At 71.7% G+C, this 25,544-nt stretch carries 21 protein-coding genes; 3 read left to right on the top strand and 18 right to left on the bottom strand.

Translation table 11 applies throughout. The features are described 5' to 3' along the window. Positions 1 to 56: 56 nt before the first annotated feature. The 13 genes from AC1DW8_RS21520 to AC1DW8_RS21460 form a co-directional block, all read right to left on the bottom strand. Entirely contained in the window at positions 57 to 1,481 is a 1,425-nt protein-coding gene (locus AC1DW8_RS21520) for an alkaline phosphatase family protein (RefSeq protein ID WP_478095821.1), read from the bottom strand. Next, the gene (gene eboE / locus AC1DW8_RS21515) at positions 1,478 to 2,677 is read right to left on the bottom strand and encodes a metabolite traffic protein EboE (protein WP_478095820.1); all 1,200 of its coding nucleotides are present in this window, start codon (positions 2,675 to 2,677) and stop codon (positions 1,478 to 1,480) included. The genes AC1DW8_RS21520 and eboE overlap by 4 nt, the downstream gene beginning before the upstream one ends. A 3-nt stretch (positions 2,678 to 2,680) precedes the next feature. Then, positions 2,681 to 3,556 (bottom strand): TatD family hydrolase, encoded by an 876-nt coding sequence (locus tag AC1DW8_RS21510; RefSeq protein ID WP_478095819.1) that lies wholly within the window; start codon positions 3,554 to 3,556, stop codon positions 2,681 to 2,683. A gap of 9 nt (positions 3,557 to 3,565) precedes the next feature. After that, on the bottom strand, positions 3,566 to 4,141 hold the full coding sequence (locus AC1DW8_RS21505) for an EboA domain-containing protein (RefSeq protein WP_056778967.1): 576 nt from the start codon (positions 4,139 to 4,141) through the stop codon (positions 3,566 to 3,568). Beyond that, a complete protein-coding gene (locus tag AC1DW8_RS21500; protein ID WP_478095818.1) occupies positions 4,138 to 4,992 on the bottom strand; it encodes a sugar phosphate isomerase/epimerase family protein in 855 nt (284 codons plus the stop codon). Before AC1DW8_RS21500 ends, AC1DW8_RS21505 begins: the two co-directional genes overlap by 4 nt. Next, positions 4,989 to 5,885 (bottom strand): SCO3242 family prenyltransferase, encoded by an 897-nt coding sequence (locus tag AC1DW8_RS21495; protein ID WP_478095817.1) that lies wholly within the window; start codon positions 5,883 to 5,885, stop codon positions 4,989 to 4,991. The genes AC1DW8_RS21500 and AC1DW8_RS21495 overlap by 4 nt, the downstream gene beginning before the upstream one ends. Continuing rightward, entirely contained in the window at positions 5,882 to 7,027 is a 1,146-nt protein-coding gene (locus AC1DW8_RS21490) for an inositol-3-phosphate synthase (protein ID WP_478095816.1), read from the bottom strand. Before AC1DW8_RS21490 ends, AC1DW8_RS21495 begins: the two co-directional genes overlap by 4 nt. Before the next feature lie 77 nt (positions 7,028 to 7,104). Then, complete coding sequence (locus AC1DW8_RS21485) at positions 7,105 to 10,365, bottom strand: PQQ-dependent sugar dehydrogenase (protein WP_478095815.1); 3,261 nt, start codon at positions 10,363 to 10,365, stop codon at positions 7,105 to 7,107. 207 nt (positions 10,366 to 10,572) lie between these two features. Beyond that, entirely contained in the window at positions 10,573 to 11,688 is a 1,116-nt protein-coding gene (locus AC1DW8_RS21480; RefSeq protein WP_056778981.1) for a sugar phosphate isomerase/epimerase family protein, read from the bottom strand. Between the two features lie 95 nt (positions 11,689 to 11,783). Next, positions 11,784 to 13,016, bottom strand: coding sequence for a Gfo/Idh/MocA family protein (locus tag AC1DW8_RS21475; protein WP_478095814.1), 1,233 nt, complete (start codon positions 13,014 to 13,016; stop codon positions 11,784 to 11,786). 100 nt (positions 13,017 to 13,116) lie between these two features. Then, entirely contained in the window at positions 13,117 to 14,175 is a 1,059-nt protein-coding gene (locus tag AC1DW8_RS21470) for a substrate-binding domain-containing protein (RefSeq protein ID WP_056778988.1), read from the bottom strand. A gap of 85 nt (positions 14,176 to 14,260) precedes the next feature. Next, positions 14,261 to 15,349 (bottom strand): ABC transporter permease, encoded by a 1,089-nt coding sequence (locus AC1DW8_RS21465; RefSeq protein ID WP_056778990.1) that lies wholly within the window; start codon positions 15,347 to 15,349, stop codon positions 14,261 to 14,263. Further along, positions 15,346 to 16,830: a sugar ABC transporter ATP-binding protein gene (locus AC1DW8_RS21460; protein ID WP_478095813.1), complete on the bottom strand. Its 1,485-nt coding sequence runs from the start codon at positions 16,828 to 16,830 to the stop codon at positions 15,346 to 15,348. The genes AC1DW8_RS21465 and AC1DW8_RS21460 overlap by 4 nt, the downstream gene beginning before the upstream one ends. A 154-nt stretch (positions 16,831 to 16,984) precedes the next feature. On the opposite strand from AC1DW8_RS21460, the gene AC1DW8_RS21455 reads away from it, so the two are divergent. Continuing rightward, the gene (locus tag AC1DW8_RS21455) at positions 16,985 to 18,190 is read left to right on the top strand and encodes an ROK family transcriptional regulator (protein WP_056778995.1); all 1,206 of its coding nucleotides are present in this window, start codon (positions 16,985 to 16,987) and stop codon (positions 18,188 to 18,190) included. Positions 18,191 to 18,266: 76 nt separating this feature from the next. After that, positions 18,267 to 19,079 (top strand): HAD-IIA family hydrolase, encoded by an 813-nt coding sequence (locus AC1DW8_RS21450; RefSeq protein WP_478095812.1) that lies wholly within the window; start codon positions 18,267 to 18,269, stop codon positions 19,077 to 19,079. 92 nt (positions 19,080 to 19,171) lie between these two features. Here the strand turns inward: AC1DW8_RS21450 and AC1DW8_RS21445 are convergent, their stop codons facing one another. From AC1DW8_RS21445 to AC1DW8_RS21425, 5 genes are all read right to left on the bottom strand, one after another. Then, on the bottom strand, positions 19,172 to 20,809 hold the full coding sequence (locus AC1DW8_RS21445; RefSeq protein ID WP_478095811.1) for an HAD family acid phosphatase: 1,638 nt from the start codon (positions 20,807 to 20,809) through the stop codon (positions 19,172 to 19,174). 138 nt (positions 20,810 to 20,947) lie between these two features. Next, the gene (locus AC1DW8_RS21440; RefSeq protein ID WP_478095810.1) at positions 20,948 to 22,729 is read right to left on the bottom strand and encodes a flavin-containing monooxygenase; all 1,782 of its coding nucleotides are present in this window, start codon (positions 22,727 to 22,729) and stop codon (positions 20,948 to 20,950) included. Between the two features lie 115 nt (positions 22,730 to 22,844). Continuing rightward, positions 22,845 to 24,023, bottom strand: a complete 1,179-nt coding sequence (locus AC1DW8_RS21435) for a helix-turn-helix domain-containing protein (RefSeq protein ID WP_478095809.1) — start codon at positions 24,021 to 24,023, stop codon at positions 22,845 to 22,847. Between the two features lie 119 nt (positions 24,024 to 24,142). Then, positions 24,143 to 24,646, bottom strand: coding sequence for a DnaJ family domain-containing protein (locus tag AC1DW8_RS21430; RefSeq protein ID WP_478095808.1), 504 nt, complete (start codon positions 24,644 to 24,646; stop codon positions 24,143 to 24,145). A 39-nt stretch (positions 24,647 to 24,685) separates the two neighbouring features. Continuing rightward, positions 24,686 to 25,033 (bottom strand): META domain-containing protein, encoded by a 348-nt coding sequence (locus tag AC1DW8_RS21425; RefSeq protein ID WP_478095807.1) that lies wholly within the window; start codon positions 25,031 to 25,033, stop codon positions 24,686 to 24,688. Between the two features lie 314 nt (positions 25,034 to 25,347). On the opposite strand from AC1DW8_RS21425, the gene AC1DW8_RS21420 reads away from it, so the two are divergent. Continuing rightward, on the top strand, positions 25,348 to 25,544 hold a 197-nt coding region (locus AC1DW8_RS21420), incomplete at its 3' end, for a transposase (protein ID WP_478095806.1).

Here is a 25,544-nt window from a genome sequence, read left to right as displayed (position 1 = left end):
GGATCTCCTTGCTGCTGCTGTGAGGGCTGCTGTGAGGGCTGCGGTGAGGTGCTGGGTCAGTGGTGGGTGGCTGCGGCGACGGGGACGCCGGCGGCCTCGAGGACGAGGTCGTGGACGTCCGCTGCCGCCACCGTCTCACGGCGCAGGCTCGCGTCCGAGGTGAGGACGACGGGTCCGTCCGCGGGGTCCGCGGGCAGCCGTCCGTGGCTGCCGCGCACCCACCGCGGATCGAGCGGGACGACCTTCATGGCATACCGCAGGCCGAGCTTCTTGCGCACGAGGCCGAGCCCGGCGCGCGCCTTGGCGGAGCGGTCGGCGGGGTCGAAGAAGAGCTCGGCGGGGTCGTAGCCGGGCTTGCGGTGGATCTCGACGCCGCGCGCGAAGTCGGGTGCGCGCTCGTCGTCGAGCCAGTAGTAGTAGGTGAACCAGGCGCGTGGCTCGGCGACGAGGACGAGGTCGCCGCTGCGCTCGTGGTCGAGGCCGTATGCCGCCTGGCCGGCCCGGTCGAGCACCTGGTCGACGCCGGGGGTCGCCTCGAGCAGCGCGCGCACCTCCTCGAGCCGGTCGGCGTCCTTGACGTAGACGTGGGCGACCTGGTGGTCGGCGACGGCGAAGGCCGCCGACGCCCACGGGTCGAGGTACTCCATCCCGGCCTGGGTGTGGACCTCGAGCAGCCCGGCTCGGCGCAGCACCCGGTTGACGTCGACGGGCTGGTCGACGGCGGTGATGCCGTACTCGCTGACGACGACGACACTGACGCCGAGGCGCTCCGCGTCGTCGAGGAGCGGCGCCAGGGTGGCGTCGAGCTCGCGCGCCGCGGCGCGGGCCTCGGGCGACTCCGGGCCGAAGCGCTGGAGGTCGTAGTCGAGGTGCGGCACGTAGGAGAGCGTCAGGTCGTGCTCGGGCAGCAGGATGCGGGTCGCCTCGACGATCCAGCGGGACGAGGCGATCGACGCGGTGGGGCCCCAGTAGTGGAAGAGCGGGAAGGCACCGAGCCGGTCGGTGAGCCGGTCGTGGAGGGCCGCCGGTCGCGTGTAGCAGTCGGGCGACTTGCGGCCGTCGGCGTGGTAGACCGGGCGCGGCGTGACGATCGAGTCGACGTCCATGCCCATGGCGTACCACCAGCAGACGTTGGCGACCCGCGCGCCGGGGTGCGCGCGGCGCAGGGCGTCCCAGACCTTCTCGCCCTCGACGAGGGCGTGGTGCTGGCGCCAGAGGAAGACCTCGCCGAGGTCGCGGAAGTACCAGCCGTTGCCGACGGCCCCGTGGTCGGCGACGGGGCGACCGGTGAGCATCGTCGACTGCACCGAGCACGTGACGGCGGGCAGCACGGTCCCGAGCGACGACTGCCAGCCGGAGGCGGCGAGCCGGGAAAGGCGTGGCATGTCCGCGAGGGCGCGCGGCGTCAGGCCGACGACGTCGAGGAGCAGCACCTTCGTGGGCTGCGTGGTCGGGGTGGGCTGCGTGGTCGGGGTGGTCATGCGGACTCCTTGAGGCCGAGATCGATGAGGGTGTCGCGCAGCCAGGCGAGCTCGCCGGCGATGCTCACGGCGAGGGCCGCGTCGTCGGTCGGGCGCACCGCCTCGGGCACGACGGTCCACGTGTAGGTCTCCACCTCGAGGTGGTCGGTCAGGGCGGTGTCACCGCCGACGAGGACGTCGAGCGAGTGCCGCAGGTCGCCGGTCGTCGCGGAGAGCGGTGGCTCGGGGGCGTGGTCGAGCGGCACGTGGAAGTGGACCCGCCACGGACGCTCGGTGCCACCCGGGCACGGGTCGAGGGGGCGCGGGCCGCCGAGCGCGTCGCCGAGGTCGTCCCGGGCCCGCAGCTGGTGGCCCTCGCCCGGCTGGCCCGGCGAGCGGGTCTGGTGCAGGAAGCGGTTCTCGTCGAAGGCGGCGAGGGCGCTGCGGGTGGCGTCGTCGCCGGGGTGCTCGACGTGCAGCGCAGCGGAGACCTGCGCCTTGACGACGCGACGGCCGGCGGCGGCGAGCCGAGGCACGGCGACGGCCGCGTCCTCGAAGCCGACCGCGAGGTGGCAGAGGTCGAGGCAGACCCCGAGCACCTCCTGATCCCACCCCGCCATCCGGTCGACGAGCTCGGTCGTCGTCTCGATGACGCAGCCCGGCTCGGGCTCGAGGCCGACGCGGATCTCGCGGCCGGTGCGGCCGCGCAGGGCGTGGAGGTGGTCGGCCAGCCGGTCGAGCTGCTCGGCGGCGAGGACCTGCCGGTCGCCGAACCACGGGTGCCGCCACCCGAGGGGAAGCGTCGAGATGCTGCCCCGGGCGGCGTCGTCGGGCAGCAGGCGGGCGAGCACCTCGGTGAGGTCGGTCGTGTAGGCGAGGCGGGCCGGCTCGGTCCAGTCCGGGTGGTAGACGCGGTGCTTGACGACCTCGTCCTGGAAGCCGCGGTAGGGGAAGCCGTTGAGGGTGACGACCTCGAGACCCCGCGCGTCGAGGGCTGCGCGCAGTCGGTCGGCCTGCCGGGGGTCGTCGGCGAGGCCACGGGCGACCGGCGCGCTGAGCCAGAGACCCAGGCCGAGGAGGTCGGCGCCGAGGTGGTGACGCACGGGCAGGGCGAAGCGGTCGAGCTGCCCGATGATCGTGTCGAGGTCCTCACCCGGGTGGACGTTGGTGCAGTAGGCGACGTGGACGGTCTGGCCGTCGGCGTGGAGCAGGCGCACGACTCACTCCCTCGCGCCGCGGAGCACGGAGTTGCCCATGAACGTCGCGCCGGCGCCGACGAGCTCGGTCTCCGGCGCCTCGGTCTCGGGCAGCTCGAGCCGCCCGCTCTGGGCGTAGAACTCGACGGGGTTGCGCCACAGCACCCGGTCGACGTCGTCGGCCGTGTAGCCCGCGGCGAGCATCGTCTCGCCGACGCGACGGGTCTTGAGCGGGTCGCTGTTGCCCCAGTCCGCGGCCGAGTTGACGATCATCCGCTCGAGGCCGTGGTGGCGGAGGATCTCGACCATGCGGTGCTCGTCCATCTTCGTGTCCGGGTAGACGGAGAAGCCCATCCAGCAACCGGACTCGGCGACGACGCCGACCGTCATCTCGTTGAGGTGGTCGACGAGGACGGCCCCCGGCTCGAGCGCCGACTCGCGCACGACGTCGAGCGTGCGGCGCGTCCCGGCGAGCTTGTCGCGGTGCGGCGTGTGCACGAGGGCCGGCAGCTCGTGCTCGGCGGCGAGCGCGAGCTGCGCGGCGAAGACGTCGTCCTCCTCCGGAGTCATCGAGTCGTAGCCGAGCTCGCCGACGGCCACGACGCGGTCCTTGGCGAGGTAGCGCGGCAGGACGTCGAGCACCTCGCGGCAGCGGGCGTCGTTGGCCTCCTTGGGGTTGAGGCCGATCGTCGCGTGGTGCGCGATGCCGTACTGCGACGCGCGGAACGGCTCCCACCCGAGGAGCGCGTCGAAGTAGTCGGTGAAGGAGCCGACGCTCGTGCGCGGCTGGCCGAGCCAGAAGGAGGGCTCGACGACGGCCCGGACGCCGGCGGCATGCATGCGCCGGTAGTCGTCGGTGGTGCGCGACGTCATGTGGGTGTGGGGGTCGAAGATGCGCACGGCTGCTCCTCAGTCGGCTCGGTGGGCAGGGGACAGGTCGAGGACCGTTCGGGCGTCCGGCGGCACGACGCGCCCGGCGGCCTCGCGCTCGGCGGCGTAGTCGCGCACCATCCGGGCCAACTCGTCGTCGGCGCGGTCGGCCAGGCCGGCGACCTGCTCGACGGGGATGCCGGTGAAGAGGACCTTGAGCACCGCCTGACGCCAGGCGTCGTCGTCGAGGTGCGCGGCGGCATACGGACCCAGCGCAGCTGCGACGAGGCGGGTGTCGTTGGTGCGCAGGGCATCCCGGACGATCGGGAGCGCGCCGTCACCGATGGCGTTCGCGCGGTCGGGTGCGTCGAGCGCGGGCAGAGCGAGCAGCACCGCACGCCGCTCGGCCGCGTCGCCGTGGTCGTAGACCCGACGCACGACGTCGACGACGTATGCCGCCGCGCCGGGCACAGCGAGCAGCAGCGCCTCGCGTGCCGCGTCGCCGTCGAGGCCCTCACGGGCCGCGGTGCGTGCAGCGGCCGGGAAGTACCGGTCGATGGCGTCGGGGTCGGACGCCACCTGGGCGATCGCGTCCTGAGTGGTCACCGGGCTCATCGGCCCACCTCCTGGGGTCGTCGGGCGGCGTCGCGGAGGAACGTGAGGCTCGAGGCGGCCAGCGACGGGGCGGCGTGCGAGTGGCGGGGCAGCTCGACGGCGACGAGGCCGGCGAACTCGATGGCCTCCAGCGCGGCGAGCACCGGGGGGACGTCCACCTCGCCCTCCCCGAAGGGCAGGTGCTCGTGGACGCCGTGCCGCATGTCGTCGATCTGGACGTTGGCGACGAGGTCACCCGCACCGAGGATGCAGGCTGCCGGTTCGGCGTCCTCGGAGCAGCGCAGGTGACCGACGTCGATCGTCAGGCGCAGCCGGTCGGGTGAGTCGAGGCGACGTCGCAGCTCGAGCACGTCGGCGATGCGCTCGACGAACATGCCCGGCTCCGGCTCGAGGGCCAGGTCGACACCGTGGGACTCGGCGACGGGCAGCAGGGCGGCGACGCCGGACTCGACGCGGGCCCAGAGCTCCTCCCGGCTCGTGCCACGCGGGGCGATGCCGCTCCAGAAGGACACGACGGGCGAGCCGACCTCGGCGGCGACGCGGATCGCTCGCTCCAGCAGGTCGATCCGTCTGTCGCGGCCTGTCTGGGACACGAGGGTGGGCTCGTGCTTGTGACGCGGGTCGAGCACGTAGCGGGCCCCGGTCTCGACGACGACCGCCAGCCCATGACGCTCCAGCAGGGCCCCGGCCCGGGCCGCGCGGCCGGCCAGGTCGGGCGCGAAGGGGTCGAGGTGGGCGTGGTCGAGGGTCAGGGCGACGCCGTCGTAGCCGAGGTCGGCGAGGAGCGCGAGCGCATCGCCGAGCCGGTGGTCGGTGAAGCCGTTGAGGCCGTAGCCGAAGCGCAGGCTCATGTCGCCGACACCCGCCTCATCGCGGCCGCACCGACCGGCGCCGATGCGGCGAGGGTGAGGGCGGCCGCGTGGTGGCCGGTCGCCGCGAGAGCCGCGCCCTGGAGCGGCACGAGGCCACGGATGCCGGCACCCGTGGCCCGGCGGACCGTGCCGGCGTCGGGGGTGCGCGCGGCGGCGAGCTGGGCGCGGAGGACGCCCACGGCATACGCCCCCGTGAGGGCGACGGAGACCGCGGCGCCCAGCGCTCCCCCGGCGCGTCCGCGTCCGGCGACCGGGACCTGGCGCAGCGCCGAGGCGGTGGCGACGGCCGCCGTCGCGACGACGCAGGCACGGGCGAGACCGGTCGAGCCGCCGTGGACCTCGCCGCGGCTCAGGGCCGTGACGCCGGCGGTGTGGACGGCGACGAGGGCGGCCGGGACGGCCGCGGCGCGCAGGCCGGACAGGCCGCCGGCACTGGCGCCGAGGAGGACGTCGAGCCCGCGGGTCGAGGCCATCGTCGCGACGCTGAGCGGACCCTGCTTCGGGGAGAGGTCGTAGGCCCAGACCGCGGCGGCGAGGACCGCGGCGGTGGCGGCCGAACGACGCCCGCCGGCAGCCGCCGCGACGGCGACACCGGTGACGGTGAGCCCGGTGGCGACGGCGAGGGCCGTCCGCGCCGGCACGCGACCGGACGGGATGGGTCGCTCCGGACGCTCGACCGCGTCGGTGCGCCGGTCGGCCCAGTCGTTGAGCGCCATCCCCGCCCAGTAGAGGCACGTCGACGCGACCGGCAGCGCCGCCGAGCGCGCGCCGGCCGGCCAGCCCGCGCTCGCCGCACCCGCGAGGGTGTCGCCGGGCACGGTGAGGGCGGCCGGTGCGCGCACCAGCTCCACGAGGTCGCGCAGGGTCGTCACGACGCGGTCGCCCAGGCGGTCAGCACCCGCTGCTGCTCGAAGAGGCGGTGCTCCTCGGAGCCGACGGGGTCCTTGAAGAAGAAGCCGAGGGCCGGCAGCGGGCCCACCTCGCCGCGACGCAGGGCCAGGTCGACGAGGCGCGCGAGGTCGATGACGAGCGGCGCGGCGAGGGCCGAGTCGCAGCCCTGCCACGTGAACTGCATCGACATCCGCGTGCCGAGGAAGCCGGAGAACGTCAGGTGGTCCCAGGCCGTCTTCCAGTCGCCGAGGTCGGCGATGTTGTCGATGTGGACCGGGCCGTCGACGGGGTGGCCGAGCATCGCCTCGAGGCCGCGGGCCTTGCTGCGGGCCTTGCTCTCCATCGCCTCGGGGTCGGCGAGCGTGGCACCGTCACCGCCGCCGAGGAGGTTGGTGCCGGCCCAGGAGCGGACCCGGAGCGCGCGGGCGGCGAACATCGGCGCGAGGACCGACTTGACGAGCGTCTCGCCCGTCTTGCCGTCGCTGCCGCCCCACGGCACGCCGTGGCGCCGGGCGAGCTCCTCGAGCGCGGGCAGGCGCGCACCCGTCGAGGGGGTGAAGTCGACGAACGCGGCTCCCGCCGTGAACGCGGCCGCCGCGTAGACGGCGCTCGGTGGGAGCGGGGACTCCCCTGCGGCCCAGGCCTGCTCGAGCGCGTCGAGCGAGGCGTGCGCGGGGTCGTCGCTGACGACCGGCTCGGTGGAGCTGACGTTGACGACGACGACGCGTGCCAGCGACTCGGCCTGCGCGAACGCGCGGATGTCGGCCGCCAGCCGCTCGACGGCGTCCGCCTGACGCTCCTCGGCGTCCCGGTGTCCGTGGCGGATCCGGCTGCAGGTGCGGTCGAGCTCGTCGGACACCAGCGCGAGAGCTGTGTGCGGGATGACGCCGGCGTCGGCGAGCTGTGCCGCGCGCTTGACGAGCGGCACGTCGGCGACGTCGTGGCCGCCGACGACGAGGTGGTCGAGCGGGACGAGGCCGGCGCCGGCCAGGTCGGGTTGCTCGGTGACGAGCCCGTCGGGTCCGGCACCGCCGGCGGTGATGAGGGCGAGGCCGGTGGCGACGGTCGTGGCGACCGAGCCGCGTGCGCCGACGAGCCAGAGTCCGGTTCGTGCGTCCGTCATGGTCGTTCTCCTCTACGTGGTGGGGCCGGTGGCCCGGCGGCGGGGGCGTGTGCCCGCCGCCGGGCCACCGGGATGGGTCAGCGCAGCGATGCGATGACCGCGTTGGCGTCGCGCTGCAGGGCGGCCGAGGCCGCCGCGTCGCGGACGTTGGAGCTGGACTTCGCTGCCGCGACGAAGCCCTCGAGCTGCGAGATCGCTGCCGCGGTGCGACCACCGGCGACGTGCTTCTCGGCCTGCTGGAGACGCTTCTCGAGCTCCTTCTCACCCGTCGGGGTGACGAGTCCCTCGCGGGACAGCCGCTCCGTCAGGGCGGTGAGCGTCAGCAGCGACGTGCGGGTCGTGAAGGTCACCGTCGTGCTGCGCTCGAGACCGGCCTTGTCCTTCGCCGTGACGACGAGGGTGTGGCTGCCCAGCGAGAGCGTCCACAGGGCGAGCGGCTTGTCGGCCGCGACCGGGGTGCCGTCGACCGTGGCGGTCACGGTGTCGATGCCACTCGTCGCGTCCGTCGCCGTCCACGTCACGTCACCGGAGTTGCCGACGGTGGCGCCGTCGGTCACCCCGGACACCGCGACCGCAGGCTGGGTCTTGTCGAGCCTGACCGTCACCGAGCCGACCTGCGAGACGTTGCCGCCGTTGTCGGTGGCGCGGTAGAGCACGGTCGTCGTGCCCTCGGTCGAGATCGTCAGCGCCGTGTTGGCGTTGACCCACGTGGCCCCGCCGTCGGTGGAGCGCTGGCGCGAGGCGACGGTGCCGTTGTCGGTCGCGTTGACCGTCACGGTGACGTTGCTCGTGTACCAACCGTTCGCACCGTTCGGCGTCGCCGGGTTCAGCGTCGCCGAGACGACCGGGGGCCTGACGTCGGCGACGCCGTTGCCCACGAAGGTGAGGGAGTCGAGGACGACCCCGCCCGACGAGGTGACGTAGAGCTTGCCGGTGCCGGTGGGCTTCGACGACAGCGTCGCTGCCGCGTCGCTCCAGCCGGAGCCGTTCACCGCGATGGTCCCGAAGGGAGCCGCCGTCGGCGAGTCCCACCGGAGCGACAGGGTGCCGCTGCCGGAGGCGCGGGCCGTCACACCGGTGACGCCGACGAGGTTCGCCGGGTCCCAGGCCAGCCAGTCACCGGCGTCGAACGAGGTGACCTTGCGCAGGCCGCTCGCCGAGTCGTCGTTCGTGATCTCGACGCCCTGGGTCGCGTCGGCCCACTCGGCCTCCTGCTTCTTGGGATTGAGGATCAGCTGCTCGGTGGTGGTCGCACCGGGCAGGCCGTTGGCGCCGTTGTCGGTGTAGGTGATGACGACGACGCCGAAGATGTTCTCCGTCTCGCCGTGCTGGGTCGCGTCGGCGGGGGTCGGGATCGCGAACTGGCAGCCCGTGCCCTGGCTCAGCGGGTGGGCGTGCGCGTCGTGGCCCAGGCCGAAGGTCCAGGTCACGCGGGAGCACACCGTCGCCGTCCCGTCCTCGGGGTCGGCGGTCGTGACGGTGAACGGCACGGCCTGGCCCCAGTCGAAGAAGGCACCGTTGGGCGGCGTGGCGATGGTGACGGTCGGGGCGACGTTGCCGACGCTGATCGACGTGCTCGTCAGCCCACGACGGCCCTCGGGGTCGGTGACACGCAGTCGTGCCGTGTACTTCCCGAGCTGGGTGTACGTGTAGCTCGCCGTGGCGCCGGTCGCGTCGAACGTGCCGTTGCCGTCGAAGTCCCACTCGTAGGTCAGGGCCCCACCCTCGGGGTCGACCGAGCCGGACGCGTCGAACCGGACCGTCAGCGGCGCGCTGCTGCTGCTGATCGGGTTCGCCGCGATCTTCGCCTGGGGCGCCTTGTTGCCGGGCGAGTAGTCGATCCGGTAGAGGCCGGCGTCGGGGTTGGCCCGGAAGAAGCCGTCGCCGTAGTCGAGGACGTAGAGCGACCCGTCCGGACCGAACTCGATGTCGATCGGGCTGTCGGTGATCGGCTGGCCGTTCGTCTCGAGGTCCCGGTTCGGCAGGAAGTGCGTGATGTGGTCGACGGGTCCGTTGGGCCACTGCACGTCGAACACCGCGAGGTAGTCCTGCGAGAACTCGGCGAAGAACGCCTTCTTGTCCCAGTAGGCCGGGAACTTCGTCGTCGACGGGTTGGTCGCGTCGTAGTGGTAGACCGGGCCGCCCATCGGGCCCTGGCCGCCCTGCGGGTCGAAGTCGGTCAGCTCGGGCCAGGGCTGGTGCGTGTTGTTGTCGCCGTAGTAGAGCGTCGGCGCGGTCGCCGGGGGCACCTGGGCGAGACCGGTGTTCCACGTCGAGTTGTTCAGGGCGCCGGCGCTGCAGTCGAACCACGGACCGGGCGTCGCCGTCGCGAAGTTCCACTCGTTGTAGTTCGCGTTGGGCCCGTGGCAGTAGGGCCACCCGCCGTTGACCGGCTTGGTGATGGCCGTCGACTGCCACTCGACGTAGCCCATCGGGCCGCGCTGCGCGTCGGGGGCTCCGGCGTCGGGACCGTAGTCGCCCCACGACACGGAGTTCGTGATCGGGTCGACGTCCATCCGGAACGGGTTGCGCACGCCCATGACGAAGATCTCGGGCCGCGTCTTGGCCGTGCCCGGCGCAAAGAGGTTGCCCGGCGGGATCGTGTAGGACCCGTCGGCCTCCGGGTGGATGCGCAGGATCTTGCCGCGCAGGTCGTTCGTGTTGCCGGCGCCGCGACGCGAGTCGAAGCCGGGGTTGAAGCCGGGCGCGTTGTTGTTCGGCGCGAAGCCGTTGGCGCCCGGCGCGCTCGCCGGCGTGTTGTCGCCGGTCGAGAGGTAGAGGTTGCCGTCGGCGTCGAAGTCGACGTCACCGGCGACGTGGCAGCACTGGCCGCGCTGGGTCTCCACCTTGAGGATGACCTGCTCGCTCGCGAGGTCGAGCTTGTCGGCGGCGTCGTCCCAGCGGAAGCGGCTCAGCTGGTTGTAGCCCTTCCACTGGTCCCAGTAGGAGGCGTCCGCACCCGCGGGCAGGCTGTTCGGCGCCGACCCGGTCGGGGTCGTCGTCACGTACGGCGCCGTCATGGTGCGCGGTGCGTAGTAGAGGTAGACCCACTTGTTCGTGTCGAAGTCGGGGTCGATGGTGACGGTCTGGAGACCGTCCTCCGAGTTGTTGTAGACCGGGAGGGTGTTGACCACCTTGGTGACGCCGGTGTCGGGGTCGACCAGGCGGACGTCGCCGTTGCGGGCGGTCGTCAGCACGCGGCGGTCCGGCAGCACGGCCATGTCGATCGGCTCACCGGTGTCCTTGGTGAGCGTGATCTTCTCGTAGTTCGACCAGTCGAGCGCCGGCTCGGAGCCGTGGTCGACCCCGTCGTGCGCCTGGGCGGGGAGGGTGGCCACGGCGCCGAGCGCCGTGCAGGCGAGGACGGCTGCCGCAGTTGTGGCAACCAGCCTCCTCGCCCTGGATCGCGAAGTAGCATTCATCGGTACGTCCTTCTTGACAGAGACGGGCGAAGCCGGTCCCCGGGGAGCGCGCCGCTGCAACGGCACTGCACTCCCCGGGGGTCGGCGTTTCGTGCTTCAGGCCCCGTGGGGAACGGGACGGCGTCAGCCGCGAAGGGCGGCCATGTTGTCGTAGCTGACCTTCGAGAGCTCCATCGACTGGTTCGGTGCCGTCGTGGCGTTGCCCGGTGCGGTGTCCATCTCCCACATCGGGTTGTGCGAGCCCTTGGCACCGACGCGACGCAGGAACGTCGAGTAGTCGATGTCGCCCTGGCCGAAGGGGGCCATGACGTAGCCGTTCGCCTGCGTCGTGTCGATCTTGCCGTCCTTGGCGTGGAAGAGCGGGAAGCGGTTCGTCTGGGCGGCGACGACGGCGGCCGGGTCGAAGAGTGACGTGACGACCGATCCGTCCGGAGCGGTGTACGCCTTGTGCTTGTACTGCGCGACGTGCGCCCAGTAGATGTCCATCTCGAGGTAGACGTGCTTCGGGTCGGTGTTCGCGAGGAAGTGCTCGAGGCGACGGATGCCGGACGAGCGCGTCGGCCGGCCGGTCGCGTCGAGCGGCCCGCTGTCGAGCAGGAAGCTGTAGGCGATGTCGTGGTTGTGCGTGTAGAGCTTGAGGCCGTGGCGCGATGCCCGCTCGCCGTAGAAGTCCCAGCGTGCTGCGGCGGCCTCCCAGTCGGCGACGTAGGCGCTGCTCGTCGGGTCGCTGCCCGTGCCGATGTGGCCCATGCCGAGGATGTTGGCGATCTCGCAGGCCGTGTCGAACGCCGCGATGTTGGCGTCCGTGATCGTCGACGGGACGGAGCCGTGGTTGCCCTCGGCCTGGAGGCCGAGGTCGTCGAGCCACGAGCGGAGCAGGGTCGCACCCTCGACGGTGTTGAGGTTGGCACCACCCTCCGAGTTGGCGTTCTGGGTGAGGCCGGCGAACTCGATCTGGCGGTAGCCGATCGAGGACAGCTCGGTGAGCACCTCCTTGAAGCCGGAGGCGTACGGCGAGGTCAGCGGGTTGCGGCTGACGGCATCGCGCACGGTGTAGAGGATGATGCCGCGGCGGGGCGCCGGGATGAGGACCCCGTTGGCGCCGGGGGCGGCCTGGGCCGCGGCGGCCCCGGTCACGGCGACGGCGGCCGCCATGCCGGTCGTGGCTGCGAAGAACTGGCGACGGTTGAGGCCGAGCTTGCTGACGAGCTTGAGCGGGTTGACGTCATTGTCGTGCATGTGAGCTTGCTCCTTCAGGGGGTGACAGAGACGAGACGTGCGGTTGAGCCGAATCTCCTTGTCTTTGGGCGAGGTCGGGTGCACCACCGCAGCGTTCAGGACATGGCCGGTGACGTCGCGTGGGCCCCGTCGATCGGGGTCCAGGACCCCTCCCGCTCCACGCTCGTCTCGACCGCCGACAGGATCCGCTGCACCTGGAGCCCGTCGGAGAAGGAAGGCCGGGGGTCGGTGCCCTCGGCGATGGCGGTCAGCAGGTCGACCGCCTGGTGGGTGAAGCCGTGCTCGTAGCCGAGCACGTGACCGGGTGGCCACCAGGACGCCACGTAGGGGTGGCTGGACTCGGTGACGAGCACCCGGGTGAAGCCGGCGTCTCGGCTGGGGACACGTCCGTCGAAGACGTGCAGGACGTTCATGTCCTCGAAGTCGAAGGCGAGCGAGCCCTCGGTCCCGTTGATCTCCAGCCGGATCGCGTTCTTGCGGCCGTTGGCGAAGCGGGTCGCCTCGAACGTGGCGAGGGCGCCGCCGCTCATCCGCGAGACGAGGACGGCGGCGTCGTCGACGGTCACCGGACCGGTGGTGGCCGAGCCGTTCTGGGCGGCCGAGGCACTGATCCCGCCGGTGCCGACCGTCGTCGGGTCGGCGACCGGCCGCTCGCGCACGAACGTCTCGGTGAGCGCGCTGACGCCGGTGAGGTGCTCACCCGTCACGAACTGGGCGAGGTCGACGATGTGCGCGCCGATGTCGCCGAGCGCCCCGGAGCCGGCGCGCTCCTTCTGGAGCCGCCAGGTGAGCGGCGACTGGGGGTCGACGAGCCAGTCCTGGAGGTAGGCGCCTCGGACGTGGAGGATGCGACCGAGGCGTCCCTCCGCGACGAGGCGACGCGCGTACGCGATGGCCGGGACCCTGCGGTAGGTGAAGCCCACCATCGAGCGGACCCCCCGCGACCGGGCCGCCTCGGCCGCCACGACCATCGCCTCGGCCTCCCCGACCGAGTTGGCGAGGGGCTTCTCGCAGAGCACGTGCTTGCCGGCCTCGAGCGCGGCGACCGCGATCTCGGCGTGGGTGTCGCCCGGCGTGCAGATGTCGATGATGTCGATGTCGTCACGCTCGAGCAGGCGTCGCCAGTCGGTCTCGACCCCGGCCCAGCCGAAGCGGTCGGCCGTGTCGCGCGCAGCCGCCTCGTTGCGCCCGGCCACGGCGACGAGACCCGGCGCGGCCGGCACGTCGAAGTAGCTGCGCGCGTTGCGCCAGGCCTGGGAGTGGGCCCGCCCCATGAAGGCGTAGCCGATCATCCCGACCCCGAGGGTGGGCTTGGTGGGTGTGCTCATGACGTCCTCACATCCGACGTGGGGTGGTACCGCTGACGGTTCGGTCCTGCGTGCGGTGCGGTGCCCGCGTCACCGGTGCGGCGGCGCGGGCACCGACCGGTCAGGACTCGAAGCCGAGAGGCAGGTACTGCTCGACGTTCTCCTTGGTCACGACGGGCGCGTTGAGGACGACGCGGTTGGGCACCTCGACCTGGACGAGGTCGCTCAGACCCTTGTTCTGGGCGATGAGGCGCGCGAGCTTGATGCCGTCAGCAGCCTGGGTCGGCGGGTAGATGACCGTGGCCTCCATCTTGCCCTCCTGGATCCAGCGCATCGCGTTGGCCGAACCGGCACCGCCGATGAAGGCCATCTCGTGGCGGTTGGCCTGGTCGAGGGCAGCCATGACGCCGACACCCTGGTCGTCGTCGTGGTTCCAGAGGACGTCGATCTTCGGTGCGGCCTGGAGCAGGTTGGATGCCTGCTTCTCACCGGACTCGACCGTGAACTCGGCCGCGACCCGGTTGTCGACGGTCTGGTTGCACGCCTTGAGCGCGTCGGCGAAGCCCTTGCTGCGGTCCTGGGTCAGGGGCAGGGCGTCGATGCCGGCGATCTCGGCGATGACCGGGTTGGTGAGGTTCTTGTCCTTGACGATCTTGCAGGCGTAGGTGCCGGCCGAGACGCCCATGCCGTAGTTGTCACCGAGGATCGTCGCGCGGGCGGCGAACGGGCTCGAGAACTCACGGTCGACGTTGATGACGGGGATGCCGGCCTGCATCGCCTTGGTCGCGATCTCGGTGAGCGCAGCGCCGTCCGTCGGGAGCAGCACGATGGCGTCGACCTTGTCGTTGATGAAGGTCTCGATCTGGGCGATCTGGGCGCTGGCGTCGTTGGTGCCCTCGGCGGCCTTGAGCTCGATGTCGCTGTACTTCTTCGCCTCGGCGAGGGCCGAGTTGTTGACGGCGGCGAGCCAGCCGTGGTCGGCGGCCGGTCCGGAGAAGCCGATGACGACCTTCTTGCCGGGGGCGTCGTTGTCGCTCACGGCGTTGCTGGCCTGCTGGGTCGAGGCCGCGGGAGTCGTGGCCGGGTCGTTGCTCGTGCACCCGGCGGCGACGAGTGCCGAGCTCAGGGCGACCGCCAGGACGGCGATGCGCTTGGTCGAACGGGAGAGTGATGCGGACACGCTGACTCCTATGTGAGCGAAGAGGGGTGGTGCGGTGTGAGTGGTGCTCTGCCGTGCTGGTGGTGCTGTCGACCGGGCCGTTCGGCTAGCCCGACCTGGTGCGGGAGACCCGCTGCTGGAGCAGGACTGCGGCGACGATGATCGCCCCCTTGGCCACCGCCTGCGTCGACGTGTCGAGGTTGTTGAGGGTGAAGACGTTGGTGAGCGTCGTGAAGATGAGGACGCCGAGGACGGTGCCGACGATCGTGCCGCGACCGCCGCTGAGGAGCGTGCCTCCGATGACGACGGCCGCGATCGCGTCGAGCTCGTAGAGGGTGCCGTGCGTCGAGGTGCCGGTCGTCGTGCGGGCCATGATCATCACCGCCGCGATGCCGCAGGCGACACCGAGCAGGATGTAGAGGTACATCGTCTGGCGCTGCACCCGGATGCCCGCGAGGCGAGCCGCTTCGGGGTTGCCCCCGATGGCCAGCGTGCGTCGGCCGAAGGTCGTGCGGTTGAGCAGGACCCAGCCGACGACGGCGACGATCGCGAACATGATCACGAGGACGGGGATGCCGAGGACGCTGCCGCCGAAGAAGTCGATGAAGCCTCGCTCGCGGATGATCTGGGTGCGGCGCTTGGCGATGATCTCGGCGAGCCCTCGGGCGGCCGCGAGCATCGCGAGGGTGGCGATGAACGGCGCCATCCGCCCGTACGCGATGAGCACCCCGTTGACGAGACCGCAGACCGCACCGACGACGAGCGCCGCGAAGACCAGGACGATCCAGTGGTAGTTCGCGGCCATCGTCTGCGTCGCCACCGTCGTGGCCCAGACGGACGAGAGGGCGACGATGGCGCCGACCGAGAGGTCGATGCCGCCTCCGGAGATGACGAACGTCATGCCGACGCTGACGACACCGATGACCGAGCCGAGGCGCAGGATCGTCAGGGCGTTCTCGGGGCTGGCGAAGCGGTCGCCCGCCGTGATGATGCCGACGACGATGAGGAGCAGGAGGGCGAGCACGAGGCCCGCGTTGCGCCCGGCCGGTCCGCTGAGGAAGCCGGCGAGGCCCCCTTCCCGGCGGGGGGCGGCACCACCGACCGGTGGTCCGCTCGGGGTGGCCGTGGCCTCCCCCTCGGTGCGGCCGGCGACGGGCTCCCCTGCCTGGTCGACCTTCGTGACGTCGGCGCTCATGCCGCGTCTCCCTTCAGGATGATGTCGAGGACGGCGTGCTCGTCGAGCTCGTCGGCCGGGCCCTCGTGACGGACGGTGCGGTCGGCGAGGACCAGCACCCGGTTGGACAGCCCCAGGACCTCGGGGATCTCGCTGGAGACGACGACGACGGCGACGCCCTCGTCGGTGAGGCGACGGATCAGTGCATAGATCTCGGAGCGGGCGCCGACGTCGACGCCACGGGTGGGCTCGTCGAGGAGCAGTACCTTGCAGCCGCGGAGCAGCCAACGGGCCAGGACGACCTTCTGCTGGTTGCCGCCGGAGAGGGTGCGCGACTCGCGGTGCACGCCGCGGGGGCGGACGTCGAGCGACTCGACCAGCTCCTCGGCAGCCTCGACCTCGGCTGACCCGTCGAGCAGGCCGCCTCGTGAGAAGCGGGGCAGCGTCGCGAGCGTGATGTTCGAGGCGAGCGAGGCGCCGAGGACGAGCGCCTGGCTCTTGCGCTCCTCGGGGCACAGGCCGATCCCGGCGGCGACGGCTGCGGCGACGGACCCGCCGCGCACCACCGTGCCGTCGACGGTCACCGTGCCGCCCGTGGCCTTGCGGGCGCCGAAGATCGTCTCGACGACCTCGCTGCGCCCCGAGCCGACGAGGCCCGCGAGCCCGACGACCTCACCGGGTCGGACGTCGAAGCTGACGGAGCCGAACTCGCCCGCCCGGCTGAGGCCCTCGATGCGGAGGACGGGCTCGGCGTCGGCGACGACCTCGGGCTTGGCCGGGAAGACGTACTCGATGGAGCGACCCGTCATGAGCCGGATGAGCTCCTGGGTCGGCGTGGACTTGGCGTCGAGGCCGGTCGCGACCGTCTTGCCGTCCTTGAGCACCGTGACGCGGTCGCCGATCTCACGGATCTCCTCGAGACGGTGGGAGATGTAGACGACGGCGATGCCCTGGTCGGTGACCTCGCGGATGACCCGGAAGAGCTGGTCGACCTCGCCGGCGTCGAGCACCGCGGAGGGCTCGTCCATGATGATGAGCTGCGCGTCGCGCGAGAGGGCCCGGGCCATGCTGACGATCTGGCACGACGCCGCCGAGAGGGTGCCGACCTCGGCGGCGGGCGAGATCTCGGGGTGGCCGAGGCGGGCGAGCAGCCGAGCGGCCTCGCGGCGGGCAGAGGTGCGCTGGGAGAACCCGAAGCGCGTCGGCTCGTGCCCGAGGAAGATGTTCTCGGCGACGGTGAGGCCCTCGACGAGGTCGAGCTCCTGGTACATCGTCGCGACGCCGAGGTCCATCGCGGCCTGCGGGTGGTGCAGGGTGACCGCGTCGCCGGCCCACTCGATGGTGCCCTCGTTGGGCTCGTGGACGCCGGCGAGCACCTTGATGAGGGTGCTCTTGCCCGCGCCGTTCTGGCCGAGCAGGCAGTGCACCTCGCCGGACTGCACGTCGAGGTCGACGCCACCGAGGGCCACGACCCCGGGAAAACGCTTGACCACGTTCGTCATTCGCAGGAGAGGGGCGCCTGCTACATCTCGCCGTCGAGATTCCATGCGTCACACCGTGACCCACTTTTGTCGGGACGTCAAGCAAAAGTTTTCTCGTTGAGACATCAAAGCCTGATGCATGACATACCGAAGCCGCGTGTGCTTGACTTGAAACGTGCGTCCAGAGCCATCGTCGTCCGCGTATGCCGCCACCGCCGTGAGCGGCGCCGGCGAGCTGCTGCAGCTGCTGCGCGACGAGACGCCACGCACCCGCGCCGAGCTCGCGAAGCTCACCGGACTCGCCCGCTCGACGGTCGGCGCGCGCGTCGACGCGCTGCTCGCCACCGGCCTGCTCGCGCCGAGCGGTGAGGCGGTGAGCACCGGCGGCCGACCGCCCGTCCGCTTCGCCTTCAACCCCGAGGCCCGCGTCGTCGTCGGCGCCGACATCGGCGCCACGCACGGCCGGGTCGCCCTGACCGACCTCAGCGGTCGTCCGATCTGCGAGATCGGCGAGAACCTCGACATCACCGACGGCCCCGAGGTCGTCCTCGACTGGCTCGTGGCGACGACCCGCCGGCTCCTCGAGCAGGCGGGCCGCGAGCCCCGAGACCTCATCGGCATCGGCATCGGCGTGCCCGGGCCCGTCGAGCACTCGAGCGGACGCCCGATGCGACCGCCGATCATGCCCGGCTGGGACGGCTACGACGTGCCGGCCCACGTGCGCCGCGACTTCGACGTGCCGGTCCTCGTCGACAACGACGTCAACATCATGGCGCTCGGCGAACACGCGATGGCTCACCCCGACGTCGAGCACCTCCTCTTCGTCAAGGTCGCCACGGGCATCGGCGCCGGCATCATCAGCGGCGGGCGCCTGCACCGCGGGGCCGTGGGCGCCGCCGGCGACCTCGGCCACGTCGCGGCGCCGCACGCCCCCGAGGTGCTCTGCTCGTGCGGCAACGTCGGCTGCCTCGAGGCGGTCGCCAGCGGGCCGGCGATCTCCAAGGCGCTCAAGGAGATCGACATCGTCGCCGAGTCCAACAAGGACATCGTCGACCTCGTCCGGGGCGGCAACATCCCCGCCGCCCTCGCGGTGCGTCAGGCCGGGCGCACCATCGGCGAGGTGCTCGCCACGTGCGTCAGCCTGCTCAACCCCTCGGTCATCGTCATCGGCGGCTCGCTCGTCCAGGCGGGCGAGAGCCTCATCGCCGGCGTGCGCGAGGTCGTCTACGGTCGCTCGCTCCCCCTCGCCACCGGCGTGCTCCAGATCGTGCCCGCCACCACCGGCGTGCAGGCCGGCGTCATCGGCGCGGCCACGATGGTCATCCAGCACGCCCTGACGGCCGACCGCGTCGATCTCGCCATCGCCCAGTCGGCGTCCTGAGGCGTCGGCTCGCTTCGCTCGTCAGTCCAGGCGTGAGGCACGCCGGACCTGCGGCACGGCGGCCCGACCCGCCACAATGGGGTCCATGACCGATCACCGGCCCGTCGAGACGTGGCTCACCGACATGGACGGCGTCCTCGTGCACGAGGAGGACGCGATCGCCGGAGCCGCCGAGTTCGTCACGGCGCTCAAGGAGTCCGGCCGGGGCTTCCTCGTCCTGACGAACAACTCGATCTTCACGCCGCGCGACCTGCGCGCCCGACTGCTCCGCAGCGGCATCGACGTGCCGGAGGAGGCGATCTGGACCTCCGCCCTGGCGACGGCCCAGTTCCTCGCCGAGCAGCGCCCCGGCGGCTCGGCCTACGTCGTCGGCGAGGCGGGCCTGACAACGGCGATGCACGACGTCGGCTACGTCATGACCGACCGCGACCCCGACTACGTCGTGCTCGGCGAGACGCGGACCTACTCGTTCGAGGCCATCACCCGCGCGATCCGTTTGATCGAGAAGGGCGCCCGCTTCATCGCGACGAACCCCGACCCGAGCGGCCCGAGCCCGGCCGGCACCCTCCCCGCCACCGGCTCGGTCGCCGCCCTCATCTCGACGGCCACCGGTCGCCAGCCCTACTACATCGGCAAGCCGAACCCGCTCATGATGCGCAGCGCCCTCAACCGCCTCGACGCGCACTCCGAGACGACGATCATGGTCGGCGACCGGATGGACACCGACATCATCAGCGGGCTCGAGGCGGGCCTGCGCACCGTCCTCGTCCTCACCGGCTCGACGAGCCGCGAGCAGGTCGAGCACTTCCCCTACCGCCCGAGCCGGATCGTCGACTCCGTCGCCGACCTCGTGCGCTTCGTCGCGCACGAGGACTCCCAGCGGCACTGAGCCGCAACGGAGCCCACGACGACGTATGCCGTCACGCCCGTCGGTGACGGTCGTGACGGCATACGTGCTGCTGGCCCGTCGGGGCCGGCTGGTCAGGGCAGGTAGTACGTCGGGTTGGGCAGCTTGACCGCACGGTCGGCGTGGCCGCCGATGAGGTCGCTGTACTGGTCGCCGAGGTTCGCGACGACGTCGTAGCCGAGGTCCTGCTCGATGTGGGCGCGGGTCGTCGACTTGTACTCGATGGTCGTGCACGTCGGGTAGGCCTTGCAGTGGCCCTGCATGTAGGCCGGCGGCGTCTCGCTCGAGCGCCACTTCGTGAAGTAGAGGTCGTCGCTGAACTGCGGGTAGCCCTGCTCGTGGAGGTTGGCGAGCGTCGCGGCCTTCTGGCCGGTGTTGCGACCCGTCAGACCGATGACCGTGCAGCCGGAGTCGGCGACGGCCTTGACGACAGAAGGCATCCCGGGCGTCGCCGGGAAGAGCTTGTTCTGGACCCAGTAGTCCTGGCGCACGGGGTTGAAGACGAACTTCATGTCCGCCACCTCCATGTCGTAGGTCCACAGGGTCGTGTCGTCGGCGTCGAAGACGACGGCCGGCTTCGAGCCGGAGCGGGCGCCCTGCCGGCACTCGTTGACGAGCCGCTGGGTCGTGCGACGCTCGAGGGCGGCGAGCTCGGTGATGTACGGCGAGCTCGTCTTGTCAGCGATGCCGGTGCCGGGGTCGCCGTAGTAGGTGGCGATCGTCTTCTTGACCGAGTCGATGTTGGGGATGCCCTCACCGCTCTCGGTGAGGCCGCTCGAGCCGTCCGGCTTCATCGTGAAGTGGGTGCGCGGCGCGAGGCGGGGCTCGCTGACCCCGGGCAGGTCGGGCGACGGGAGGTAGTACGTCGGGTTGGGCAGCTTGACGTTGCGGTCGGCGTGCCCGCCCTGCAGGTCGGACCACTGGTCGCCGATGTTGAGGACGATGTCGTAGCCGAGGTCCTGCTCGATGTGCTTGCGCGTGCCCGCCTTGTACTCGACGGTCGTGCACTTGGCGGTGGCGCACGTGATGTACGCCGGCGGCGTCGACCCGGCCCACTTCGTGAAGTAGTGGTCGGGGGTGAAGGCGTTGTAGCCGACGTCCTTGAGGTTGCCGATCGTCGCGTCCTTCTGGGCCGCGCCCCGGCCGGTCAGGCCGAAGATCGTGAAGCCCATGGCGTCGGCCTCGTTGACGAGGTCGACCATGGTCGGCGTCGCCGGGAAGAGCTGGTGCTGGACCCAGTAGTCCTGGCGCACGGGGTCGAAGACGAACTTCATGTCCGCGACCTCCATGTCATAGGTCCAGAGCGTCGTGTCGTCTGCGTCGAGCACGATGGCCGGCTTCGTACCCGCTCGCTCCGCGGCGGCATACGTCCGCTTGAGCTGGGCCCGGAGACCATCGGTGATCCGGCCCATCTCGGAGATGTAGGGCGAGCTCGTCCGGTTGGCCAAGCCCGTGCCGGGGTCTCCGTAGTAGCTGTAGATCGTCTTCTTGACCGAGTCGATGTTGGGGATGCCGGCGCCGTCGGCGCGGGCGCCGCTCGAGCCGTCGGCGGCCATGACGAAGTGGGTGCGCGGGGTCAGGGTCTGGTCGTGGCGGCCGCCGGCGTCGCCGTGGGCGAGGGCCGGGGACGCGCTGGCGATTACCAGGGAGCCGATGATCGAGCCGACGGCTGCGACGGCGAGGCCGGTGGATCTGGGGGTGGGACGCCTCATGGGTTCACCTCTGGGGCTGCTCGGGGTGCGGGTGGGCCGCTCGACCGTAGTCCCGGGCATGCCCCCGCGGGGGTCTGGCGACCCGCCGCGAGGGCATTCCCATCGAAATGGCATGGAACTCCCAGACTTCACCCAGACTCACGCCAGGTGGTGGGTCTCCGCGAGGGCGTAGACGGGGGTGTCGATGCCCTCCATCCGGGCCTTGAGCTGCATCGCGAGGTAGCGGGAGTAGTGCCGCGACTGGTGCAGGTTGCCCCCGTGGAACCACAGGTTGTCCTGTCGCGTGGGCTTCCACATGTTGCGCAGCTCGCCCTGCCAGGGACCCGGGTCCTTCGTCGTGTCGGAGCCGAGCCCCCAGCACTTCCCGACCGCGTCGGCGACCTCCTGGCTGATGAGCCGGGCGGCCCAGCCGTTCATCGAGCCGTAGCCGGTGGCGTAGACGACGGCGTCGGCCTCGAGCTCGGTGCCGTCGGTGAGGACGACGGCGTGCTCGGTCAGGTGGTCGACCTGCCCGCGCACCAGCCGGATCGCGCCCTTCGCGACGAGCTCGGAGGCGCCGATGTCGATGTAGTAGCCGGAGCCGCGACGCAGGTACTTGAGGAAGAGGCCCGAGTCGTCGTCGCCGAAGTCGAGGTCGAAGCCGGCCGCCTCGAGCGCGGCGTAGAAGTCCTTGTCCTGTGCACGGATCGCGTCGAAGGCCGGTCGCTGGAAGTCGGCGAGGATCTTGTAGGGGATCGAGGCGAAGACGAGGTCGGCGGTGTCGTGGTCGATCCCGCTCGCGACGGCCTCCTCGGAGTAGAGCGGGCCGAGGACCTGGTCCATGAGCGAGTCGGACCGCACGATGTGCGTGCTCGACCGTTGGAGCATGATCGGCTCGGCGCCGTTCTGCCACAGGTCGGCACAGATGTCGTGGGCCGAGTTGTTCGAGCCGATGACGACGACCTTCCTGCCGGCGTAGCGCGCGCCGCCCGGGTGCTTGCTGCTGTGGTGCTGGTCGCCCTGGAAGACGTCCTGCCCGGGCAGCGTCGGCACGTTGGCGATGCCGCTCATGCCGGTGGCGAGGACGAGCTGCGCCGGGTGGAGCACGACCTCGCGCCCCTCGCGGGTCACGTGCACGGTCCATGCCCCGGTCTCGGGGTCGAAGGTCGCCGACGTCGCCTCGCTGTTGCTCCAGTAGTCGAGCTCCATGACTTTCGTGTAGCTCTCGAGCCAGTCGCCCATCTTGTCCTTGGGGGTGAAGACGGGCCAGTGGTCGGGGAAGGGCAGGTAGGGCATGTGGTCGTACCAGACCGGGTCGTGCAGGCACAGCGAGTGGTAGCGGCTGCGCCACTGGTCGCCGGGCCGTGGGTACTTGTCGACGACGAGCGTCGCAACGCCGAGACGCTTGAGCCGCGCGGCGAGGCCGATGCCGCCCTGGCCGCCGCCGACGACGAGGACGTAGGGCTCGGCGTCGACGCCGAAGGACTCGACCTCCTGCTGCCGTTTGTCGAGCCAGTTCTCGGTCGAGACGTTGACGCCGTGCTCGGCGCCACGGGGCCGACGCGTGCCGGACGGCTCTGGGTGGTCCTTGAGCGACTGCGCGCTCGTCAGCAGGGTCCAGGCCAGGCCGTCGCGGACGCGGACCAGGCCCTTGCCGGTGAAGGTGGCGTTGCCGTAGGTGAACCACGCCTCGTGGACGCCGTCGGCCTCGGACTCGCTCGTCGCCACGATGTCGGTGGGCCACGCGCCGGGCTCGATGCCGGTGAGCATGTCGCCGATCTGCCCGCGCCCCTCGGACGTGTGGATGTTCCACGTCATGCTGATGAGGTCGCGCCAGTAGCACTCGTCGCCGAAGAGACCGGTCACCCGGTCGACCTCGCCGGAGGCCAGCGCGTCCCCGAACCTCCCGAGCCACTCGCTCGCCGTCAACTGCTCACCCATCGCCAGCTCCTTCGTCCACGTGGTGGGGTCGTGGGGCTGACGCTAGGAGCGCGTGGGGTCGCCGGACAGGGTTGCAGAACGTTGCAGGTCGTCCCCGCTGGCGTATGCCGGGTGCTCAGGTCGCGTCGGTCCGCACCGTCGCGGGCGTGGTGAGGCGGTAGGGCCGGCTCTCGACGAGGCCGCCGAGGCGCTTGCGCAGGCGCGACATCTCGGCCCGGATCGTCACGGGCGTCGTCGCGCCGTCGAGCAGGGCCATGAGGGCGGCGGTGTCGAGCCCGGCGGGATGGTGCGCGAGGAGGGCGACGATCTCGGCATGCCGCTCGGACAGGGCGATCTCGACGGTCGACCCCGCGGTCGTGACGAGGAGGCGCGGGCTCGGGTGGCGCACCACCTCGACGGACGCCGGGGCGCTGACCGCCTCGTGGAGCACCCAGCCGCCGGTGATCGCCTCGGCCCGGACCTGCCCGATCTCGGGCACCCACACCGTGCCCTCGCGCAGGCTGCCCGGCACCCAGACACGCTCGCCGACGCCGTAGCCCTCCGCCCGGGCCACCCACCCGTGACGGTCGACGACGACGAAACGGCCCGACCCGGCATACGGCTCGCTGGCGCGGGCGACTCGGCGCAGGTCGCGCTCGTGCTGGCCGGCGAGCGTGTCGACGGCCTCACGGACGGCCATGGTCACGAGCATGAGGGTGTGCGGGTGGGCGGTGCGGAAGGCCCCGCTCAGCGTGACGACGCCGAGCGGCGTCCGCGCCCGGCGGTCGAGGATGGGGGCGCTCGTGCACACCCACGCGTGCTGGTCCTCTCGCGCGTGCTCGGGGCCGAAGATCTGGACGGGGCGGCGTTCCTCCATCGCGGTGCCGAGCGAGTTGGTGCCGACGTCGCCCTCGCGCCAGCGGGCGCCCTCGACGAAGCCGAGGCCGTCGCTGCGCCGGCGGATCGGCGACGGGCCGAACATCCACAGCGGGTAGCCCTCGTCGTCGCTGATGACGAGCTCGTTGCCGGCCTCGTGGGCGAGGGGGAGGAGCCGGTCCTTGAGGACGGGCACGACGGAGGAGAGCAGGCGCGAGCGCTCGCGGCGGGCGAGCAGCGCGTGGTCGGAGATCGGCGTCGAGATCTTGTCGCCCTCGGGCGTCTGCCGCAGCCACGAGCGGGCGACGACGCCCCGGGCGCCGGCGGGCACCTCGTGGGTGTGCGCCCACGCCCGGTGCAGGCGCAGCAGGTCCCGGGCCTTGGCTGCGGGGTCCTCGAACGCAGTCAGGGCCGCTTCGAGTCCGGAGGCTGTGGACATGCGCACCTTTGCGACGGGTGGCCCCGCGCGAGGTCGTACGCGTGGGGTCACGGCTCCTCGTGATCGTGACACGCGGGCGGCCGGTTGGGTAGGGCGCGTTCAGCCCCGGTCGGCGTCAGTCAGCGCCCGAGGAGACGACGCCACCAGGACGGGCGCGTCTCGGAGGCAGCGGCACGAGCCGCGGCAGCCTTGGCCTCCCGGGCTGCGCGCTGCTGCTCCTCGAGCGCGGCGCGCAGCGGCCGCCAGCGCCCGACCATCTCATCGACGTCGAGGGTCTTGGCGATGAGCGGCGGCAGGTTGCCGACCGCGGGTCGCAGCCGGTCGGCGAGGACGCGCTTGTTGTAGTCCTCGATGACCTCGCGGACCTGCGCCTCGGTGCGGACGTCGACGAGCGACTCCGGATAGCCCGCGGCCTCCTTGCGCAGCCCCAGCGCCCCCGGCAGGGCACCCCCGAGGTCGAGGTTCTCGCGGGCCGCGAAGCGCTTGACCCACCAGTCGGGATCGCCCGAGTCGCTGAGGTCGAGGGGTTTGCCGGCACCCGGCAGGTTGTCGAACTCCCCACGCTCCTGCGCCTCGCGGATCTGCTTGTCCACGGGGCTCTCCCAGTACGGCTGGCCCGTCATGCGATCCACGCTAACCGACGCCGGACGGCTCTCGTGGCCTCAGCCCGGCTGGACGCTCGGGCGCACGAGCACGGCGAGGGCCTCACCGTCGCCGAGCTCGAGGCGGTCGCCCGTGACGACGAAGGCCTGGGGTGCGTCGAGGAGGGCGAGCAGCCGCTGCTCCTGCTCCATCGCCTCGGGCGGGCCGGCCATGCGGGTCGTCGCGGCGTCGACCACGGTGAGCAGTCCCTCGGCGACCTCATAGCGCCCCATCACCCGGTTGACGCCGGTGGTGCCGGTGAGCCGGCCGTCGTCGCCGAACGCCAGCTCGGGCTTCGGGTCGGACAGGACGCCGCCGCCGAGCTCCTGGACCACCCACGACGTGCCGACGATCGCGTTGTCTGCCATGCGCCCCACGTTAACGGGATGCGCCCTGGGGGTGGGTCGGGTCGGTCGGAGACGAGTCAGCGTCCACGACGACAGGGGAGACCGTGCTCGGACTCGTGGCATGCCGCTGACGAGTCGGAGGACGGCACGCACGAGGAGCTGATGGCCGCCGGGGCGCCTATACCGAGCTCTTCGAACTGCGGGCGCGGTCGTGTCGCTGAGGCGTGTGCTTTGGCGAGAACGTCTGCGCTGCAAGGGAATTGGTGTGGACAACTCTTGTTCGGTCACTCGAACACCAGTTCTGCATATCTGCTTGGGTGAAGTAGGATCTGTGGATGACCGCGAATCCGGTTCGGGGAGTGGACTACCCGTCCACCTACCAGCAGCTGCTGGAGTGGTTCCCGGACAACCAGTCCTGCCTGGACTACCTGGCCGGACTGCGCTGGCCCGACGGGTTCGTGTGCCCGAAGTGCGAAGCCACTGAGTTCTGGCGCACCGGTGCCGGGCTGTGGATGTGCCGGGCCTGCGGGCG

The organism is Terrabacter sp. P2_E3 (assembly GCF_056403915.1).
Note: the sequence above shows the minus strand (reverse complement) of the source record. Positions and strands in the feature narration are given on the sequence as shown.

Coding starts and splice junctions, on each gene's coding strand:
- AC1DW8_RS21520 (WP_478095821.1), bottom strand. CDS start 1,481: ATGACCACCCCGACCACGCAGCCCACCCCGACCACGCAGCCCACGAAG.
- AC1DW8_RS21505 (WP_056778967.1), bottom strand. CDS start 4,141: ATGAGCCCGGTGACCACTCAGGACGCGATCGCCCAGGTGGCGTCCGAC.
- AC1DW8_RS21500 (WP_478095818.1), bottom strand. CDS start 4,992: ATGAGCCTGCGCTTCGGCTACGGCCTCAACGGCTTCACCGACCACCGG.
- AC1DW8_RS21490 (WP_478095816.1), bottom strand. CDS start 7,027: ATGACGGACGCACGAACCGGACTCTGGCTCGTCGGCGCACGCGGCTCG.
- AC1DW8_RS21480 (WP_056778981.1), bottom strand. CDS start 11,688: ATGCACGACAATGACGTCAACCCGCTCAAGCTCGTCAGCAAGCTCGGC.
- AC1DW8_RS21475 (WP_478095814.1), bottom strand. CDS start 13,016: ATGAGCACACCCACCAAGCCCACCCTCGGGGTCGGGATGATCGGCTAC.
- AC1DW8_RS21465 (WP_056778990.1), bottom strand. CDS start 15,349: ATGAGCGCCGACGTCACGAAGGTCGACCAGGCAGGGGAGCCCGTCGCC.
- AC1DW8_RS21460 (WP_478095813.1), bottom strand. CDS start 16,830: ATGACGAACGTGGTCAAGCGTTTTCCCGGGGTCGTGGCCCTCGGTGGC.
- AC1DW8_RS21450 (WP_478095812.1), top strand. CDS start 18,267: ATGGGGTCCATGACCGATCACCGGCCCGTCGAGACGTGGCTCACCGAC.
- AC1DW8_RS21445 (WP_478095811.1), bottom strand. CDS start 20,809: ATGAGGCGTCCCACCCCCAGATCCACCGGCCTCGCCGTCGCAGCCGTC.
- AC1DW8_RS21440 (WP_478095810.1), bottom strand. CDS start 22,729: ATGGGTGAGCAGTTGACGGCGAGCGAGTGGCTCGGGAGGTTCGGGGAC.
- AC1DW8_RS21435 (WP_478095809.1), bottom strand. CDS start 24,023: ATGTCCACAGCCTCCGGACTCGAAGCGGCCCTGACTGCGTTCGAGGAC.
- AC1DW8_RS21430 (WP_478095808.1), bottom strand. CDS start 24,646: ATGACGGGCCAGCCGTACTGGGAGAGCCCCGTGGACAAGCAGATCCGC.
- AC1DW8_RS21425 (WP_478095807.1), bottom strand. CDS start 25,033: ATGGCAGACAACGCGATCGTCGGCACGTCGTGGGTGGTCCAGGAGCTC.